15 protein-coding genes are annotated in these 16,938 nt (G+C 37.6%); 10 read left to right on the forward strand and 5 right to left on the reverse strand.

The features are described from left to right. The 3 genes from CINF_RS03405 to CINF_RS03415 are packed head-to-tail and all read left to right on the forward strand — an operon-like array spanning window position 1 to window position 2,516. Complete coding sequence (locus CINF_RS03405; RefSeq protein WP_178697292.1) at window positions 1-1,122, forward strand: 2-oxoglutarate synthase subunit alpha; 1,122 nt, start codon at window positions 1-3, stop codon at window positions 1,120-1,122. Then, complete coding sequence (locus tag CINF_RS03410) at window positions 1,123-1,968, forward strand: 2-oxoglutarate ferredoxin oxidoreductase subunit beta (protein ID WP_178697291.1); 846 nt, start codon at window positions 1,123-1,125, stop codon at window positions 1,966-1,968. It abuts the gene before it with no gap. Next, the gene (locus CINF_RS03415; RefSeq protein WP_178697290.1) at window positions 1,965-2,516 is read left to right on the forward strand and encodes a 2-oxoacid:acceptor oxidoreductase family protein; all 552 of its coding nucleotides are present in this window, start codon (window positions 1,965-1,967) and stop codon (window positions 2,514-2,516) included. Before CINF_RS03410 ends, CINF_RS03415 begins: the two co-directional genes overlap by 4 nt. Window positions 2,517-2,864: 348 nt before the next feature. Here the strand turns inward: CINF_RS03415 and CINF_RS03420 are convergent, their stop codons facing one another. From CINF_RS03420 to CINF_RS03435, 4 genes are read right to left on the reverse strand one after another with little or no spacing between them, the layout of a single operon-like run. Then, a complete protein-coding gene (locus CINF_RS03420) occupies window positions 2,865-4,568 on the reverse strand; it encodes a proline--tRNA ligase (protein WP_179975754.1) in 1,704 nt (567 codons plus the stop codon). Window positions 4,569-4,604: 36 nt separating this feature from the next. Beyond that, window positions 4,605-5,981 carry a TolC family protein gene (locus CINF_RS03425; RefSeq protein WP_179975755.1) on the reverse strand — a complete coding sequence of 459 codons (1,377 nt, stop codon included), beginning with the start codon at window positions 5,979-5,981 and terminating at the stop codon, window positions 4,605-4,607. Window positions 5,982-5,983: 2 nt separating this feature from the next. Then, window positions 5,984-7,909, reverse strand: coding sequence for a MacB family efflux pump subunit (locus CINF_RS03430; protein ID WP_179975756.1), 1,926 nt, complete (start codon window positions 7,907-7,909; stop codon window positions 5,984-5,986). A gap of 26 nt (window positions 7,910-7,935) precedes the next feature. Beyond that, window positions 7,936-9,105: an efflux RND transporter periplasmic adaptor subunit gene (locus tag CINF_RS03435; RefSeq protein WP_179975757.1), complete on the reverse strand. Its 1,170-nt coding sequence runs from the start codon at window positions 9,103-9,105 to the stop codon at window positions 7,936-7,938. Between the two features lie 121 nt (window positions 9,106-9,226). On the opposite strand from CINF_RS03435, the gene CINF_RS03440 reads away from it, so the two are divergent. Continuing rightward, a complete protein-coding gene (locus CINF_RS03440; RefSeq protein WP_178697285.1) occupies window positions 9,227-10,132 on the forward strand; it encodes an AEC family transporter in 906 nt (301 codons plus the stop codon). Between the two features lie 62 nt (window positions 10,133-10,194). Here CINF_RS03440 and CINF_RS03445 read toward each other — a convergent pair whose 3' ends face one another. After that, entirely contained in the window at window positions 10,195-11,442 is a 1,248-nt protein-coding gene (locus CINF_RS03445; RefSeq protein WP_179975758.1) for a glutamate-5-semialdehyde dehydrogenase, read from the reverse strand. Window positions 11,443-11,511: 69 nt separating this feature from the next. On the opposite strand from CINF_RS03445, the gene CINF_RS03450 reads away from it, so the two are divergent. The 6 genes from CINF_RS03450 to CINF_RS03475 all read left to right on the forward strand — a co-directional run bounded on the left by CINF_RS03450 (window position 11,512) and on the right by CINF_RS03475 (window position 16,811). Further along, complete coding sequence (locus tag CINF_RS03450; RefSeq protein ID WP_179975759.1) at window positions 11,512-12,459, forward strand: NAD(P)-binding domain-containing protein; 948 nt, start codon at window positions 11,512-11,514, stop codon at window positions 12,457-12,459. A gap of 35 nt (window positions 12,460-12,494) precedes the next feature. Then, entirely contained in the window at window positions 12,495-13,214 is a 720-nt protein-coding gene (locus tag CINF_RS03455) for a tRNA1(Val) (adenine(37)-N6)-methyltransferase (protein ID WP_179975760.1), read from the forward strand. Between the two features lie 89 nt (window positions 13,215-13,303). Beyond that, window positions 13,304-14,218, forward strand: a complete 915-nt coding sequence (locus CINF_RS03460) for an SPFH domain-containing protein (protein ID WP_179975761.1) — start codon at window positions 13,304-13,306, stop codon at window positions 14,216-14,218. Then, window positions 14,215-14,613: an NfeD family protein gene (locus CINF_RS03465; RefSeq protein ID WP_178697280.1), complete on the forward strand. Its 399-nt coding sequence runs from the start codon at window positions 14,215-14,217 to the stop codon at window positions 14,611-14,613. The genes CINF_RS03460 and CINF_RS03465 overlap by 4 nt, the downstream gene beginning before the upstream one ends. Window positions 14,614-14,637: 24 nt before the next feature. Further along, window positions 14,638-15,927: a histidinol dehydrogenase gene (gene hisD, locus CINF_RS03470; protein WP_179975762.1), complete on the forward strand. Its 1,290-nt coding sequence runs from the start codon at window positions 14,638-14,640 to the stop codon at window positions 15,925-15,927. A gap of 80 nt (window positions 15,928-16,007) precedes the next feature. Beyond that, window positions 16,008-16,811, forward strand: coding sequence for a flagellin (locus CINF_RS03475; protein ID WP_240156156.1), 804 nt, complete (start codon window positions 16,008-16,010; stop codon window positions 16,809-16,811). Window positions 16,812-16,938: the final 127 nt, after the last annotated feature.

Here is a 16,938-nt window from a genome sequence, read left to right on the forward strand (position 1 = left end):
ATGAGAGATGTTATAACTTCAGGCAATGCCCTAGTAGCAAAGGCCGCGATAGAATGTGGCTGTAATTTTTTTGGCGGTTATCCTATCACGCCAAGCAGCGAGATAGCGCACGAAATGAGCGTGCTTTTACCTAAAAATGGCGGGACTTTTATCCAAATGGAAGATGAAATTTCAGGCGTTAGCGTGGCTCTTGGAGCTGCGATGAGCGGTGCTAAGGCAATGACTGCAAGCTCAGGCCCTGGCATATCTTTAAAGGCTGAGCAAATCGGGCTTGGTTTTATAGCTGAGATTCCGCTTGTGGTAGTAAATGTGATGCGTGGCGGGCCAAGCACTGGCTTGCCTACGCGCGTGGCACAAGGCGATATTTTACAAGCTAAAAACCCAAGCCACGGCGATATGTGCTCGCTTGTGGTAGCTCCTGGTAATTTAAGTGAAATCTACACTCAAACCGTTCGCGCATTTAATTTAGCAAATCGTTTTAGCACGCCTGTATTTTTGCTACTTGATGAAACTATCGGGCATATGCAAGGGCGCGCATTTTTACCAGAAGCAAATGAAATCACAATCACACCGCGGCGCGAGTTTAAGGGCGATCCAAAAGATTATAATCCTTATGAGGCTGGCCCAGATGAGCCAGCTACGCTAAATCCATTTTTTAAAGGATACCATTATCACATAACAGGCTTGCACCACGGCCCAAGCGGCTTTCCAACAGAAGATGGCGATATAGTAGCGTATAATACAAATCGTTTATTTAATAAATTTTTACATCATATGGATGAAATTGATGATTATGAAGAATACAAGCTTGAAGATGCTGAAATTTGCGTGATTTGCTATGGTAGCGTGAGCCTAGCCGCCAAAGAAGCCGTAAATAAAGCAAGAGAAGCTGGCATAAAAGCGGGGATTTTCCGCCCTATAACTCTATGGCCAAGCCCTGAGAAAAAGCTAAAAGAAATAGGCAAGAAATTTAATAAAATTTTAGTAGCAGAGCTAAATATGGGGCAGTATTATGGCGAAATCGTGCGTTGTATGCTAAGAGATGATATAAAAACTTTATTTAAAGCAAATGGTCGCCCGCTAAGCCCAAGTGAAATTTTAAATAAAATCAAGGAGTTTTAAATGGCGTTTAATTATGATAAATATTTACGCACAAGCAAAATGCCTACACTTTGGTGCTGGGGCTGTGGCGATGGCGTAATTTTAAAAAGCATTATCCGCGCCATAGATACGCTAGGTTGGGATATGGACGATGTGTGTTTGGTTAGCGGTATAGGCTGCTCTGGGCGTATGTCTAGTTATGTGGATTGTAATACAGTTCATACAACGCACGGGCGCGCCATAGCCTATGCTACTGGCATAAAGCTAGCAAACCCAGATAAACATGTAATAGTAGTAACAGGCGATGGCGATAGTATGGCAATAGGTGGCAATCATACAATCCATGGCTGTAGAAGAAATATCGATTTAAATCACATAATAGTAAATAATTTTATTTATGGACTTACAAACTCTCAAACTAGCCCAACTACGCCACAGGGATTTTGGACAGTTACGGCTCAGCTTGGCAATATCGATCCAAATTTTGATGCTGCTAAACTAGCAATAGCAGCTGGTGCTAGCTTTGTCGGGCGCGAAACCATAATCAACCCGCTAAAACTAGAAAAACTTTTAGTAGAGGGCTTTAAGCATAAAGGTTATAGTTTATTTGATGTGTTTTCAAACTGCCATATCAATCTAGGACGCAAAAACAAAATGGGCGAAGCCACGCAAATGGTTAAATGGATAGATTCTCGCACCGTTAGCAAATCAAAATTTGAAAGCCTAAGCGATGAAGAGCGCATAGGACTTTTCCCAACTGGCGTGTTGCATAAAGATGAAAGCCACATAGAATACACCGATGCATATGAAAAAGTGCGCCAAGCATGGCAAAATAATACAAAGCTAAACTTTGAGGAGATTAAATGACACAGCTAAGATTTGTAGGCGTAGGCGGCCAGGGCGTAATACTAGCTGGTGAAATTCTCTCAGCTGCTAAAATTTCTGAGGGCGGATATGGCATAAAGGCATCTACATACACCTCACAAGTGCGTGGCGGGCCAACTAAGGTGGATATTTTGCTTGATGATGAGCCGATTTCTTACCCTTATGCAAATGAAGGTGAGATAGATTTTATGCTAGCTACTGCGCAAAAAAGCTATGATGCTTTTAAAAGCGGCGTCAAAGAAGGCGGAGCCATTGTAATAGAGCCAAATCTAGTAAAGCCAAGCGATGAAGATAAGAAAAAATGGCGCATCTATGATATACCGATAATTTCAATAGCAAAAGACGAAGTAGGCAATGTAATAACCCAGAGCGTAGTAGCTCTTGGCGTGGCTATGGAGTTTAGCAAGGTAATGGATATAGAAAAGGTGCGCGAGCGTATGCTTTCATCTGTGCCAGATAAGGTTAAAGAAGCAAATAATAAAGCTTATGATTTAGGCATAAAATATGCAAAAGAAGCAATGAAAAGCTAGGTTATTTGTGTGGTTTATTTAGCTAAATTTTAATTTAAAATTTGGCTAAATTATTAGCTGAAATTTAAAATTTTAAAGCAAGTATATTTTTTAGCGCGCATTTGTCGCGCTACCTTAGCCAAAAAATGCTAAATGAAAATGCCAAGATTATTTACATTTTAAAAACCCAGCTCATTATATATAACGCAATTTTTTAAGAACGCAAAAGCAAAAAGCGGGCAATTTTTCCGCGCTTTTTATAATTAAATTGAAATTTTAATTATGTAAATTGCATTTAAAATTTAATAAAATATTTTAAAATTTTAAAGCCACATTTGTTAGCTTTTTCAAAAGCCATTTAAAGGCATTTTAAGCTTTTAGCCTTTTTTCTAGCTCAATTTTTGCTTGATTTGCTGGGATTTTTTCTTTTATTAGATTTTTGCGCGTGATGATTTCTACTTGCTCATTTTCTAGGCTTTTGGCGATTATTATGGCATTTGGAATGCCAATTAGCTCAAAATCGGCCATTTTCACGCCAAAGCGTTCATTTCTATCATCTAATAAAACCTCAAATCCAGCACTTTCAAGCTCGCTTTCAAGCTCGCTTGCAAAACTCATTTGCTTTTCATTTTTAACATCGCCTACTATTATATGCAAATCAAAAGGCGCGCATTGTTTTTGCCAGATTATGCCGCGCTCATCGTGGTTTTGCTCTACCATCGCAGCGATTAATCTACTAACGCCTATGCCATAACAACCCATTATAAAAGGCGTGGCTTTGCCATTTTCATCTAAAAAAGTAGCGTTCATAGCGCGCGAATATTTTTGACCAAGTTGAAAAATATGTCCTACCTCAATGCCTTTTTTAAGGCTTAAAATACCGCCATCTACGCTGATATCGCCGGCTTTTACCGCCACTAAATCCGCAAAACGCTCATCTTTAAAATTTGAAACCTTAAAGCCTACTATATGATAACCAAATTCATTTGCTCCGCAAATCATCTGGCTTTCATTTTTTAGTTCGTTGTCTATGTAAAAATCTATATTTTCTGGTAAATGCGCTGGCCCGCAGTATCCAGCCACAAGCCCAGCTTTTGCGATTTCATCAGCACTTGCATCTTCAATCTCTAAGGCTTTTGCAGCATTTTGAGCCTTTATGTTTTGTAATTCATCATCGCCACGCACAAAAAATACAATTATTTTTGAGCCGTTTTCAAAAATCGCTTTTTTAATCACAGCCTTAATTGTGTAAAATGCATCCACATGGAAAAACTCAGCTACCTTTGCGATGGTATCACAATCTGGCGTTTTAAATTTACTCATAGCATTACTCTCAGGGCGCGGAGCATCGCTGGTGCGGGCTTGTCTAATTGCTGCTTCGACATTTGCGGCGTAATTTTGGCTTAGTAAAATATCATCTTCACCGCTATTTGCTAAAACCATAAATTCTTTGCTCCCGCTTCCACCTATTGCGCCACTATCGGCATTTACGGCTACAAAGCTTAGCCCAAGGCGCGTAAATATCGCATTATAAGCGCGCTCCATATTAGCAAACTCGCGCTTTAAGTCCTTTTCATCTGCGTGAAAGCTATATGCATCTTTCATCACAAACTCACGCGCGCGCATAATGCCAAATCTAGGTCTTGCTTCGTCTCTAAATTTTGTGTTGATTTGGTATAAATTTAGAGGCAGTTGCTTATAGCTAGTTATGCGTCCGCGCACGATATCAACGATACTTTCTTCGTTTGTTGGGCTAAAAACGAAAGCATTATTTTTTCTGTCTTTAAATCTCAAAAGCTCTTTACCAAAAACTTCATATCGCCCGCTTTGGCTCCATAAACTAGCTGGCGTTACTACGCTCATTGCTAATTCATTTGCGCCTGCTTTATTCATTTCATCACGCACAATGGCTGAAATTTTATGTAGCATTTTTAGCCCTAAGGGTAATAAATTATATAATCCAGCACCGCTACTAGCGATAAATCCTGCTCTTATTAAAAGCTGGTGGCTTATTAGAGTGGCGTCTTTTGGCGCTTCTTTTATGGTAGGTATAAAAAGCTTTGAAAATTTCATATTTATCCTTGCGTTGATTAAAATTTGCGCGCTATTTTACCTTGCGATTGCTTTATAAAAGTTTATTTCATCGTTTATTAGTTCGTATTTTTGGCTAGCTAGGGTGTTTTGGGCTGATATAAGCGCGTTTTGTGCTTCTAATAAATCTTTTAAGCTCACAGCGCCTTGATTGTATTTGAGATTATAAATTTCAACTATTTGCTCTCGCTGGCTTACGATTTTTTCTTGATTTTTTAGGTTTTGGGTATCGATTTGATAAAAGGCGGCATATTTTATGGCTTCGTTTAAGGCGTTATTTAGGCTTTGCTTATAAGCTAGGCGTAAAATTTCAAATTGATCTTGGCTGATTTTTAAATTTTTCTTTAAGCGCGCATAGTCCAAAAACGGCAAGCTAATATTTAGCGCGCCACTTAATAAATTAAAGCCAAAAGCATCATTAAAATTTTTATCGCTATCATTTAAACCGCCATTTAGCGTGATTTTTGGCAAGAAATTTTTTTGAGCGATTTTATAATCATAAAATCCAGCATTTAAGCTAGCAAGTTTTTCATTTACATCAGGACGAGTTAAAATGCGCTCTATCCACGCAATTTTTAGCTCTTGTGGCTTTGAAAAGCTGAAATTTTCATCGCCAACTACTTCAATGCCAAAATCCAAACTAGGGCGCGTGATATCGCTAATGTAGCCTTGTGGAATTAGCTCTGTGCGTGTTAGATTAGCCAAGGCTTCATAGGCGTTTTCAAGCTCTTTATTTGTGGATTTAAGGGAGTTTTGAGCAGATAATAAATTAGCATTGCTTTGGGCTAATTCAAGCAATTCGGCTCTACCTAAATTAAATTTTTGACGAACGATTTTATCAAGGGCTTGCATGTTTGTTAGATTTTTTATTAAATTTTGTTTTCTTTCGTTTAAATATAAGATATTAAAATACTCGCTAATTACGCTATTTATTATGCTTATTTGAATATCTTGTAGATTTAATAAACTTTTTTTCGCATTAAAATTTGCGCTTTCATAAGCATTATAAACTCTGCCCCAAAGATCAAGCTCCCACGATAAACCAAAGCCTGAGCTAAATGAGCGTTTGCTTTTATCGTGGTAGCTAATATCGCGCGAAGAACTAGCACTAAGGCTAGCACTTGGGGTTGGGAATAAATCTACTTTATTCAGTCCTGCTTGGCGCAAGGCTATGTTTAGGTTTAGCACTGCGGTGTTTAGGTTTTCGTTATTTTTTAGAGTTTTTTGTATTAGCTCATCAAGCTCTGCTATATTAAAGCTGTATTGCCAAGTGGCGTTATAATCGCTTTTTACTTCTTTTGGCTCGTAGTTTAGGGTTTTGCTAGCACAACCGCTAAAAATAAACAAAATAAAAAAACTAAGCCAAATTTTTAAATAATTAAAATTTCTTTTCATTTTTACTCCCTTAAAAGTGCGTCTATTGGGTTTAATTTAGCTGCGCGCTTAGCTGGCATATAACCAAAAACTATGCCCACCAAACTTGAAATTCCAAAAGCTATAATAATAGAAACTAGCGAAAAACTCATTTTTATATCGTTTGAGATTAAATTAAACAAACCACCAATACCAAAGGCTAAAAGCACGCCTATAATGCCGCCAAGAGCGCATAATAAAATCGCTTCTATTAAAAATTGAAGCATTATATCAGCGCCTTTTGCGCCTATTGCCATACGAACGCCTATTTCTTTTGTGCGCTCTATTACGCTAACTAGCATTATATTCATCACGCCTATACCGCCAACAACCAATGAAATCAGCGCAATGCCTGAGATTAATAAACTCATTGTATCTGTGGTGGCTTTTATGGTTTTTAATATGGTGTCTGAGTTTATCATATAAAAATCCGTCCCGCCACGCCTAATTTTTAAAATTTCGCTTATTGCATGTTCTGCTAGCTGGCTATTTACGCCTGGTGCTATGCCTACTACAATAGAGCGGATTTTATGGCTACCGGTTACTTTATTAGCCAAGGTAGTATAAGGCATATAAATGCTCAAACTTCCATCAGAAAACGCGCCCTCATCGCGCTTGCCAACGCCTATAACCATAAAAGGTCTTTTATTAAAAATCATTATTTTACCAAGTGGATCGCTATCTTTAAAAAATGTTTTTTGCGTATTTTCGTCTATTATGATTACAGAAGCTGAGTTTTGTATATCATCTTTGGTAAAATTTCGCCCGCTTTTTAGCTCTACACTTGAAATTTTAAGTATCATCTCAGTGCCTGCGTGCACGCTAGCACCTGAACTTGTATTTGCATAAATTAGCGTGCCACTTGATCTAGTTCTTGGCATAGCATTATCTACAAATTCTAAGCTTTCAAGTATATTTATATCTTCTATACTAAAATTTTTACGCTTAGCCGAGCCTCTATCGCCAAAACCGCGACCAGGAAAAATCGTAATGGTGCTAACACCCATTTTATTGATGCCTTCTAGGATATTTTCTTGACTGCCACGAGCTAAGGCCACTACGCAAATTACCGAACTAATGCCTATAATAATGCCAAGCATTGTTAAAAATGAGCGAAGTTTATGCGCTTTTATCGCGCTTATGCTCATATTAAAACTTTCAAAAAATCTATCTTTTAGGCGTGAGAGATCGCTAGCGTGCTCGCTTTTTGGCTTATTTAATTTATTTAAGTTTTGCTCTGTTTTGTTATCGCTTATTATGCGTCCATCGCTAATTTCAATCACGCGCGAAGCCCAGCTAGCGATTTGTTTGTCGTGCGTTACCATTATTATGGTGTGGCCGGCTTGATTTAGCTCTTTGATTATTTGCATTACCGTTTGCCCACTAGCACTATCAAGCGCGCCAGTTGGTTCATCACAAAGTAAAATTTCACCGCCATTCATCAATGCTCGCGCGATACTTACGCGTTGTTGTTGTCCGCCGCTAAGATGATTTGGCATAAAATCTGTTTTATCTCCAAGTCCAAGTTTGCTTAAAAGCTCTTTTGCTCTTTGTGTGCGCTCAAATTTTTTTGTGCCTGCATAAATGCCAGGTAAGGCTACATTTTCTGTGGCATTACTAGCTGGGATTAGATTATAACGCTGAAAAATAAAGCCAAATTTTTTAAGCCTTAGCTCGCTTAATTCGTCCTTGCTAAAATGGCTAATATCCTTGCCATCAAGTGTGTATGTGCCACTACTTGGCGTATCTAGGCAACCTAAAATATTCATTAAAGTGCTTTTGCCAGAGCCACTTTGGCCAATAATTGCCACAAACTCGCCTTGTTTTATTTCTAAGTTTATATTTTTAAGCACCAAGGCGCGCTCATCGCCGTTTTGAAAAACCTTACAAATATTTTTTAACTCTATCATTGCTTTTCTTTAATTTAAAATTTAGCTTATCTTATTCTAATTTGCTTATCATCGATCATTTTTTGAAGCTGGGCATTACTCATACTTGATGTAACGATGATTTGGCCTTCATTTAATCCTTCGATGATTTGCGTGTTTGTGCCTGTGTTGATGCCAGTTTTTATGTATTTTTTTTCTACATTTTGCTCATTTTTTATTAGCACAAAATTTCCATTTTCATCGCTTTTTATCGCTGTTGTTGGTAAATATAAGGCGTTTTTTATATCGTTGATTGTGATTTTATTTTGCGTAGTCATACCAATTCTTAAAAATCTTTGCTTATTATCTACTAGCATTTTTGCGTAGTAATACACGGCCACATTGCTATTTGAGCTACTTTTGGAGTAGGTGCCATCACTTAGGGTAGTAAGTCCTGGATCAAGCGAGCTAATCTTGCCATTAAATTTTTTATTTGCGTTTGAAAGCACGCTATATTCTACATCTGCACCTAGCTTGATATTATTTATATCAGCTTCGCTAATTTCCATTTTAATCTCCATTGAATCCAAATCCGCAACCTGAACGATTGTAGGCGCACTTTGAGCAGCATTTAAGGTTTGGCCGATTTCAACCGGCACCGAAACCACCGTGCCATCAAGCGGTGCTACAATATCTGTATAGCTTAAATCTTGCTTGGCGGTGCGAATTGCTAGCTCAGATTGTGCTATTTTGGCCTCTAATTCTTTAACCTTAGCATCGTTTTGAAATTTAGTGTTTTTTGCGTTTTCTAGGCTTTCTTTTGAGCTTGCGCCTTTTTGGTGTAGGGCGTTTTCGCGCTCGTATTGTGTGATGGAGATGTTATAGGCGATTTTGGCTGAGTTTAATTGAGCTTTTAGGCTGCTTAGCTCGGATTCTTTTTGTAAGAGATTGTTTTGCTGGATTTCATTGTCTATTTTAGCGATTTTATCGCCTTTTTTTACATTATCGCCAACCTTTACATATAATTCTTTAATCTCTCCGCTAGCTCTTGTGCCAACTTCAACTAAATTAGCCGCAAACACAGTTCCTACCGCATCAACGCTCCATTTTAGCTCGCCTTTTTGCACCTTTGTTGTAAGATAGCTATTTGTTTGCTCATTTGGGGTAAAAATCCACCAGCCAAGCACCACTACAATAACCACACCAAGTGTGATGATGATTTTTTTGCTTTTTTTCATTATTCACCTACTTTTAAAAATTTAGATCGCAATTTTATAGGTAAATAGTGAATAAAATGTTAAGAATTTAGTTACTTTAAAAGATTTATAATTCGCACTCAAATTTTTTAAAGGTGTAAAGATGAATTTTGTTCCACTTTTTAGTATTTTTGTGCTTTTAGCTAGCGGTTATTTGGCAAAAAGAACTAAGGTTATCCCACAAGCTCAGTTAATCATTCTTATAGATTTTGTCTTAAATTTTGCTATGCCAGCACTAATTTTTGACAAGGTTTATCATGTAGAACTTGATGCTAAAATTTTAAGCATAACAGCGTGTGGATTATTAGCGCAATTTAGCGCAGCTTTTTTTGCTTTTATGCTAGGCAAGGCTTTAAAATTTAGCAAGGCGACAATAGCTAGTATGACGCTACTTGCGATGTTTGGCAATACTTTATTTGTTGGTTTGCCAGTAATTAGTGGTTTGCTAGGCGAAGAATTACAAAATCAAGTAATTTTATTTGATCAAATTGTTACTTGCGTGCCTGTGGCGATTTTTGGCCCGCTTGTGCTTAGTTATGCTGCGCCTTCGCATGTTTCTTTGGTAAAAAATGCGATGAAGATTATGAAATTCCCGCCATTTATCGCGCTTATTTTGGCTTTGATTGCTAAGTGCTTTACTTTGCCTGAGTTTATTTTTGAGCCGATGCGCTTATTTGCTGCTAGTGTCGTGCCAGTAGCGCTTTTTGCTGTGGGGCTTGGGCTTGGGTTTGGTGGTGTGCGCTCGGCGTATAAAAGCACGATTATTGTGATAGCTTTGCGTATGTTTGTAGCACCTGCGCTTTTTGCTTTGTTTGCTTTTATGCTTGGTTTGGGCGGTGATAAGATTTATATGGTAGGACTTTTAGAATCGGCTATGCCACCTATGGTTTTAGCAAGTGCGATGATATTAAAAGCAGGGCTTGATAGCAATCTAGCCATCTCGGCTGTGGCTCTTGGGGTTTGTGCTACTTTTATAAATGTGCCGTTAATTTTTTGGATTTTTGGGTAAATTTTAAAATTTGGCTTAAATTTTAATATTTGCTTAGCGCAAATTTTAAAATTTAGCCTAAATTATTCTCTTATTTGCCCTTGGCCATAAATTATATATTTGTAGCTACAAAGCCCCTCTAAACCCACAGGACCACGCGCGTGGAGGCGATTTGTGCTGATGCCAATCTCCCCGCCAAAGCCAAACTCGCCTCCATCGCTAAATCTAGTGCTAGCATTTGCATAAACGCAAGCAGCATCAACTGCGCATAAAAATCGCTGGCAAGCACTATAATCCTCGCTAATAATGGCCTCTGAATGCCCTGAGCCAAAACGCTCAATATGCTCTAAGGCTTCATTTAGGCTTGTTACAATTTTTATATTTAATTTTAGTTCGTTGTATTCTGTGCTAAATGCCTTATCATCAGCTTTTTTAGCGTTTGTGAAGGCGGGAATTTTAGCTGTTTTATCACAAACAAAAAACTCAAAATCTTTTTTGCTTTTTAAAATTTCACAATGTAAGCGTGATAAAAACAAATCAGCCACGCTAGAATGAATCAATAAAGTTTCAACCGCATTACAAGCTGCTGGATGAGAAAGCTTGGCATTTAGCACGATTTTTAGGGCTTTATCAAGGTCGGCTTTTTCATCTACAAAAATATGGCAAAGCCCTTTATCGTGCTTTAAAACCGGGATTTTTGAATGCTCGCTTACGGATTTGATTAGCTCATATCCGCCACGCGGAACTACCAAATCAAATAAATCATCGCGCGCTAAAAGCTTTGTGATTTCATCTCTATTTATATCTAAATAAAGCACGCTTGAAGCGATATTTTGTTCTTTAAATGCTGTGTTGATTGCGTTTATTATGGCTAGGTTTGTATTGCGCGCTTCTTTGCCGCCTTTTAGGGCGCAAGCATTAGCACTTTTAATGCAAAGGCTAGCAATTTGGACGCTTACATCAGGGCGGGATTCATAAATGGCTAAAATTACGCCAATAGGCACGCTAATGCGCGCTATATCAATGCCACTTGGGGCTTTGTAGCCTTTTTGGATTACATTTATAATTTCTGGTAAATTTGCGATTTTTCTTGTGTTTGATGCTAGATTTTCAAGCAAAGCGGGTGTGAGTTTTAGTCTTTGGCGCATAGCAAAATTAAGATTTTTATTTGTTTGTAAATCTAGTTCGTTGGCATTTAAAATTTCGTCTTTTTGTGAGATTAGAGCATTGGCGATAGCATAAAGTAGGGCGGTTTTTTCATTTTCATTTAATAAGGCTAGGGTTTTGCTGGCTTTTCTTAAACTTCGCAAAATTTTTTCTTGTGAGTTCATTTTTTTATCTTTTGTTTAAAAATTTTTAGGCAAAATTGTAGCGCAAAAATCAAAATTTAGGAGAAAAATATGCAAAATTACGATATTGTCGTAATCGGCGGGGGTCCTTGTGGTATAGCTACTGTGGTAGAGGCTAAAAAAGGCGGGCTTTTGCGCATTTTACTGCTTGAAAAAGGCGATAATCACAGCCAAACAATACGCAAATTTTATAAAGATGGCAAGCGCGTTGATAAAGAATATAAAGGCCTTGATAGTAATACCAAGGGCAATATAGAATTTTTTGATGGCACAAAAGAAAGCACATTGAATTATTTTGATAAATTGCTTGATGAGGGCGAGTTTGAAGCACTTTTTAATGTAGAGGTTGAAAGCGTAAAAAAAGAGGGCGAAATTTTTAATATCATAACATCAAAAGGCGATTTTAAGGCAAAAAATGTAGTAGTGGCCATAGGCAAAATGGGCAAGCCAAATAAGCCTGATTATAAAATCCCGCCAAGCCTTATGCAAGTAGTAAATTTTAATTTAAATAATTGCAATAACGGCGAAAAAATCTTAGTTGTAGGTGGTGGTAATTCAGCTGGCGAATATGCCCTAGAATTAGCAAAATACAATGATGTAACGCTTTGTTACCGCAAGCCAAGCTTTACAAGATTAAATGAAATAAATCTAAACGCTCTAAATAAAAGTTTAAAAGATGAAAAATTAAAAGTGCGCCTAAATACCGATATAACCGAGCTTAGCAATGATGGCGGCAAGGTATGTGTGCATTTTAATGATGCTAGCACTGAGGTTTTTGATAGATTAATTTATGCCATAGGTGGCTCTACTCCGGTGGATTTTTTACAAAAATGCTCGATTGATTTAAAAGATGAAGAGCCAGTGCTTGATGAGCATTTACAAACCAGCGTTAAGGGCTTATTTGTAGGCGGTGATATAGCAAGCAAAAAAGGCGGAAGCATTGTAGTAGCGTTAAATAACGCGCATTCTATTGTAGATTATATTATTAAAAATAGCTAAGAGATTAAAATTTCAAATTAAATTTGGATTTTAAAATGGCGCAAATGATTTTATATCAAAGCAAAACAGGTTATCGTTATAATAGCGATAGCTTGTTTTTATATGATTTTGCCTTGCGATTTGCAAATTTTAAAGGCGGTGCTTTGCTTGATGTGGGCTGTGGATGCGGGATTTTGGGGCTTTTGCTAGCTAGGGATTTTAGAGATTTTGCTTTTAGTCTTACTAGCATTGATATTTCGCCCTTAAATACCACAATCACCGCTAAAAACGCCAAGTTAAACGCCATAAAAGCGCAAATAATTTGTGCTGATTTTATTTCTTGGGCCAGTGAGTTTTGCGGGCAAAAATTTTCTTTAATTATCTCTAATCCGCCATTTTATAATTTTGGTTTTGAGAGCGCAAATTCTCATCGAAATTTGGCTCGCGAAAATAAAAATATGGATCTTAATGATTTTATAAAATCGTGTTCGCGATTGTTGCTGCCAAAGGGCAAGCTCGTGTTTTGCTATGATGTGCGCTTTTTGGATATGATTATATCAGCTCTTAATGCTAATAAATTAAAACTAAATAAAATGCGCCTAATTTACCCAAAAGAGCAAAAATCCGCAAAAACTGCGCTTTTTTTATGCGCTAAAAGCTCACGCTCACCTTGCGAGATCATCGCGCCTTTATATGCGAATTTAAACGAAATTTTAAGCGATGAAGCAAAAGAAATTTATAAAAAAGCAAGCTTAAAAAGCATTGATGTTGATTAAAATTTTGTGCTAGCAAATTTTAATACATTAAAATTTCGCTGATTTAAATATATTTTGCTACAATTTGCGGATTTTTTAAAGGATTGAAAATGAATGAACTTAGCGTATTTGTGCTGATTTTATTTGTGCTTATTATAATTTTGGTAAAAATGGGCATAAAAATCGTATCCCAAGCTGATATTTATATAATAGAAAGGCTAGGGCGATTTTACCGTGTGCTTGATGGCGGCTTTCATATCATAGTGCCGTTTTTTGATGTGGTTAGAGCAAAAATGAGCGTAAAAGAAGAATTAGTAAATATCACCAAGCAGTTAGTAATCACAAAAGATAATGTAAATATCGCCGTTGATGGGATAGTGTTTTTAAAAGTGATTGATGGGCGTATGGCTTTATATAATGTAGAAAATTATCGTTTGGCAATTTCAAATTTAGCTATGACTACAATTAGAAGTGCCATAGGCGAAATGAGCCTAGATTCTACTCTTTCAAGCCGCGATCAGCTAAACTCAAAACTCCAAATAGCCCTTGGCGATGCAGCAAATAACTGGGGCGTAAAAATAATGCGCGTAGAAATTTCAGAAATTTCAGTGCCTGCTGGCATAGAAGAAGCGATGAATTTACAAATGAAAGCCGAAAGAGAAAAACGCGCCATAGAATTAAAAGCTGAGGCTGAAAAAGCAGCCCTTATTCGCAATGCTGAGGCCTTAAAGCAAGAAAAAGTGCTAGAAGCTGAGGCCATCGAGCGTATGGCAGATGCTAAAAAATACGAGCAAATCGCACTAGCACAAGGCCAGCAAGAAGCTATGGAGCGCATAAATCTAGCTATGACTAGCTCTAAATTAGCAGCGGAGTTTTTACTAGCAAATGAACGCGTAAAGGCCTTTAACGAGCTAGCAAAAAATGGCTCAAATGATAAAATTTTAATCCCTTATGAAACTAGCGAGCTTATAGGCGCTCTTAGCGTGTTTAAAGAATTTCTAAGCTCAAAAAAGCCGCAAATATGAGCGCTTGGATAATTTTAGGCGGGATTTCGCTTTTATTTTTTATAGCTGAGCTTGCTTTTTTGGATTTTTCTTGCCTTGTTTTTGGCATTGCCTTTGCTTGCGTGGCGGTTTTAAGTGCTTTTATTGATGCGCAGTGGTGGGTTTGGGCGATTTTAGCTTGCCTACTTTCTTTGGTGTTTTTTGTGAGCATTAGAGCGCCGATTAGACGATTTTTTCTGGTTAAAAAAACAGATGATAATTTTTTAGATGAAAAGGGCTTTGGCATAATAAAAAATGGCTTAGTTTATTTTAAAGGCACATATTGGAGAAGTGCTGAAATTTCAAAGTTTAAAGAAGGTCAAGAAGTAGAAGTTTTAGGCGTTAAAAATGGAGAAATTGTTATTAAAAATAAATAAATTTTAAAATTTAAAGGATAAAAAATGCAAATACTACACTCAAATGATGAAAATTTTAAAGAAAAATTAGATCAGCTAATCAATCGCTCTAATGTAGATATGGCAGGCGTAATGCCTGTGGTTAATGAAATAATAAAATCTATTCGTGCGCGCGGGGACGCGGCATTAAAAGAGCAAATCGCACAATTTGATGGCTGGGAGGTAAATGATAATTTAGCAATTAGCCAAGATGAAATGAAAACAGCTTATGAAAATATAAATAATGAGCTAAAAGATGCGCTAAATTTGGCATATACACGCATTAAAAATTACCACGAAAAACAGCTTGAAAAAACTTGGCTAAGTTTTGAAAATAATGGCGTGGTTTTAGGGCAAAAAATCACCCCGGTTGATCGCGCGGGATTGTATATCCCAGGTGGCAAGGCGGCTTATCCTAGTTCGCTTTTGATGAATGCTGTGCCGGCTTTGGTTGCTGGTGTGGAGCAAATAGTAGTATGCACGCCAGCAATTGGTGGAAAGGTAAATGAGCTTTTATTAGCCACAATGCATCTTTTAGGCATTAAACAAGCCTATAAAATAGGTGGCGCGAGCGCGGTAGCAACTATGGCTTATGGCACGCAAAGCATTAAAAAAGTAGATGTTATTACAGGCCCTGGTAATATTTATGTGGCAACGGCCAAAAAGCTTGTTTTTGGCGATGTTAATATAGATATGATAGCAGGCCCATCTGAAATAGGCATAATAGCCGATGAAAGCGCAAACGCTAAACATATAGCCGTGGATTTATTAAGCCAAGCAGAGCATGATGAGCTAGCAAGCAGCTTTTTACTAACTACAAGCAAGGAATTTGCTGTGGCTGTAAGCGATGAAATAGATGCGATTTTGCCATCATTACAGCGCGAAAAAATCGCCCGCGCTAGCATAGAAAATAAATCAGCCATAATAATAGCTAATGATATTGATGAATGTGTAGAGATTATGAATGCGCTAAGCGTGGAGCATTTAGAGTTAGCGTGCGATAATCCTTATGAATATTTAGGCAAGATTAAGCACGCTGGCGCAATATTTTTAGGGCATTATACGCCTGAGGCTATGGGGGATTATTTAGCAGGGCCAAATCACACCTTGCCTACTGGCGCGTCTGCTAGGTTTTTCTCGCCACTTGGAGTTATGAATTTTATTAAAAGAACTAGCATAATTTCTATGAATAAGCAGGCCATAAACGAGCTAGGCGATGCGTGTATGGCACTAGCTAGAGCTGAGGGCTTAGGCGCGCATGAGCTTTCAGTTAAACTGCGTAAAAGTATGGATTAAAGGCGATTTGGAGCGATTTTAAGCTAAAATTTAAAATTTTTTATTTAAAATTTCAGCGTTTAATTTAAAAGGAGGACAAAATGGCAATCTCAATAGGACGAAGTGATTATCTAAATGGTATGCAAAACACATACATGGATAACGCCCAAAAAACAGCCCAAAAAGCTCTTGGCAATATCTCCGCCCAGCGCGCATTAAATGGCACTGATACGGCTAATTTGATGATAGCTGATAGCCTGCTAGCAAGTGCGAATGCCAAAACGCAAGGCATAGCAAATGCAAATGACGCAGTAGGCATTATGCAAATTGCTGATGGCACGCTGGCTAATCTAAATAACGATGCTAGCAAAATGGCTGAGCTTTCTGTGCGTGCAATCAACGGCGTAGAGCTAGATGCTAATGGCAACATAGCCGCAAGCGAGGCTGGCAAGGACTATCAAGCGGCCATTAGAAGCCAAATGAGCGCGCTAAAAGATTCTATGAATGAAAGCATTAAAAATGCCACTTATAACGGGCAAAATGTTTTTGGCGGGATGATGAATTTTGAAACTATGGGCGGGGAATTTAGCCTAAATCTAGGCGCGCCAAATGTTAATAATATCGATATTTCTAATCCTAGTAGTATTGAAAATTTTATGCAAGATGTCAATAAAATGCGCGCTGATATCGGTAGCACGCAAAATGGTATGCTAAGTAGCATAAACTCACTAAATCAAAGCGTGGTGGATACAAGAGCTAGCGAATCTAATTTGCAAAATAACGACATCGCACAAAATGTAGCAGATTTAAATAAACAAAACTTGCTTTTAGATGCTGCTACCATCACAAAATCCCATAATTTAAATTATCTAGAAGCACAAATCAACACTCTTTTAGCTAACTAAAATTTCGCGTGTGGCTTTTGCCACGCGCATTTTAAATTTTGATTTTATTTAAAATTTCAAACGATAATTTGATAAATATTTTGTGCTAATAAATAGCCTAAACCACGCGCTATAATAAAAACCCAGC

Source organism: Candidatus Campylobacter infans (assembly GCF_013416015.1).
Lineage (GTDB): Bacteria > Campylobacterota > Campylobacteria > Campylobacterales > Campylobacteraceae > Campylobacter > Campylobacter infans.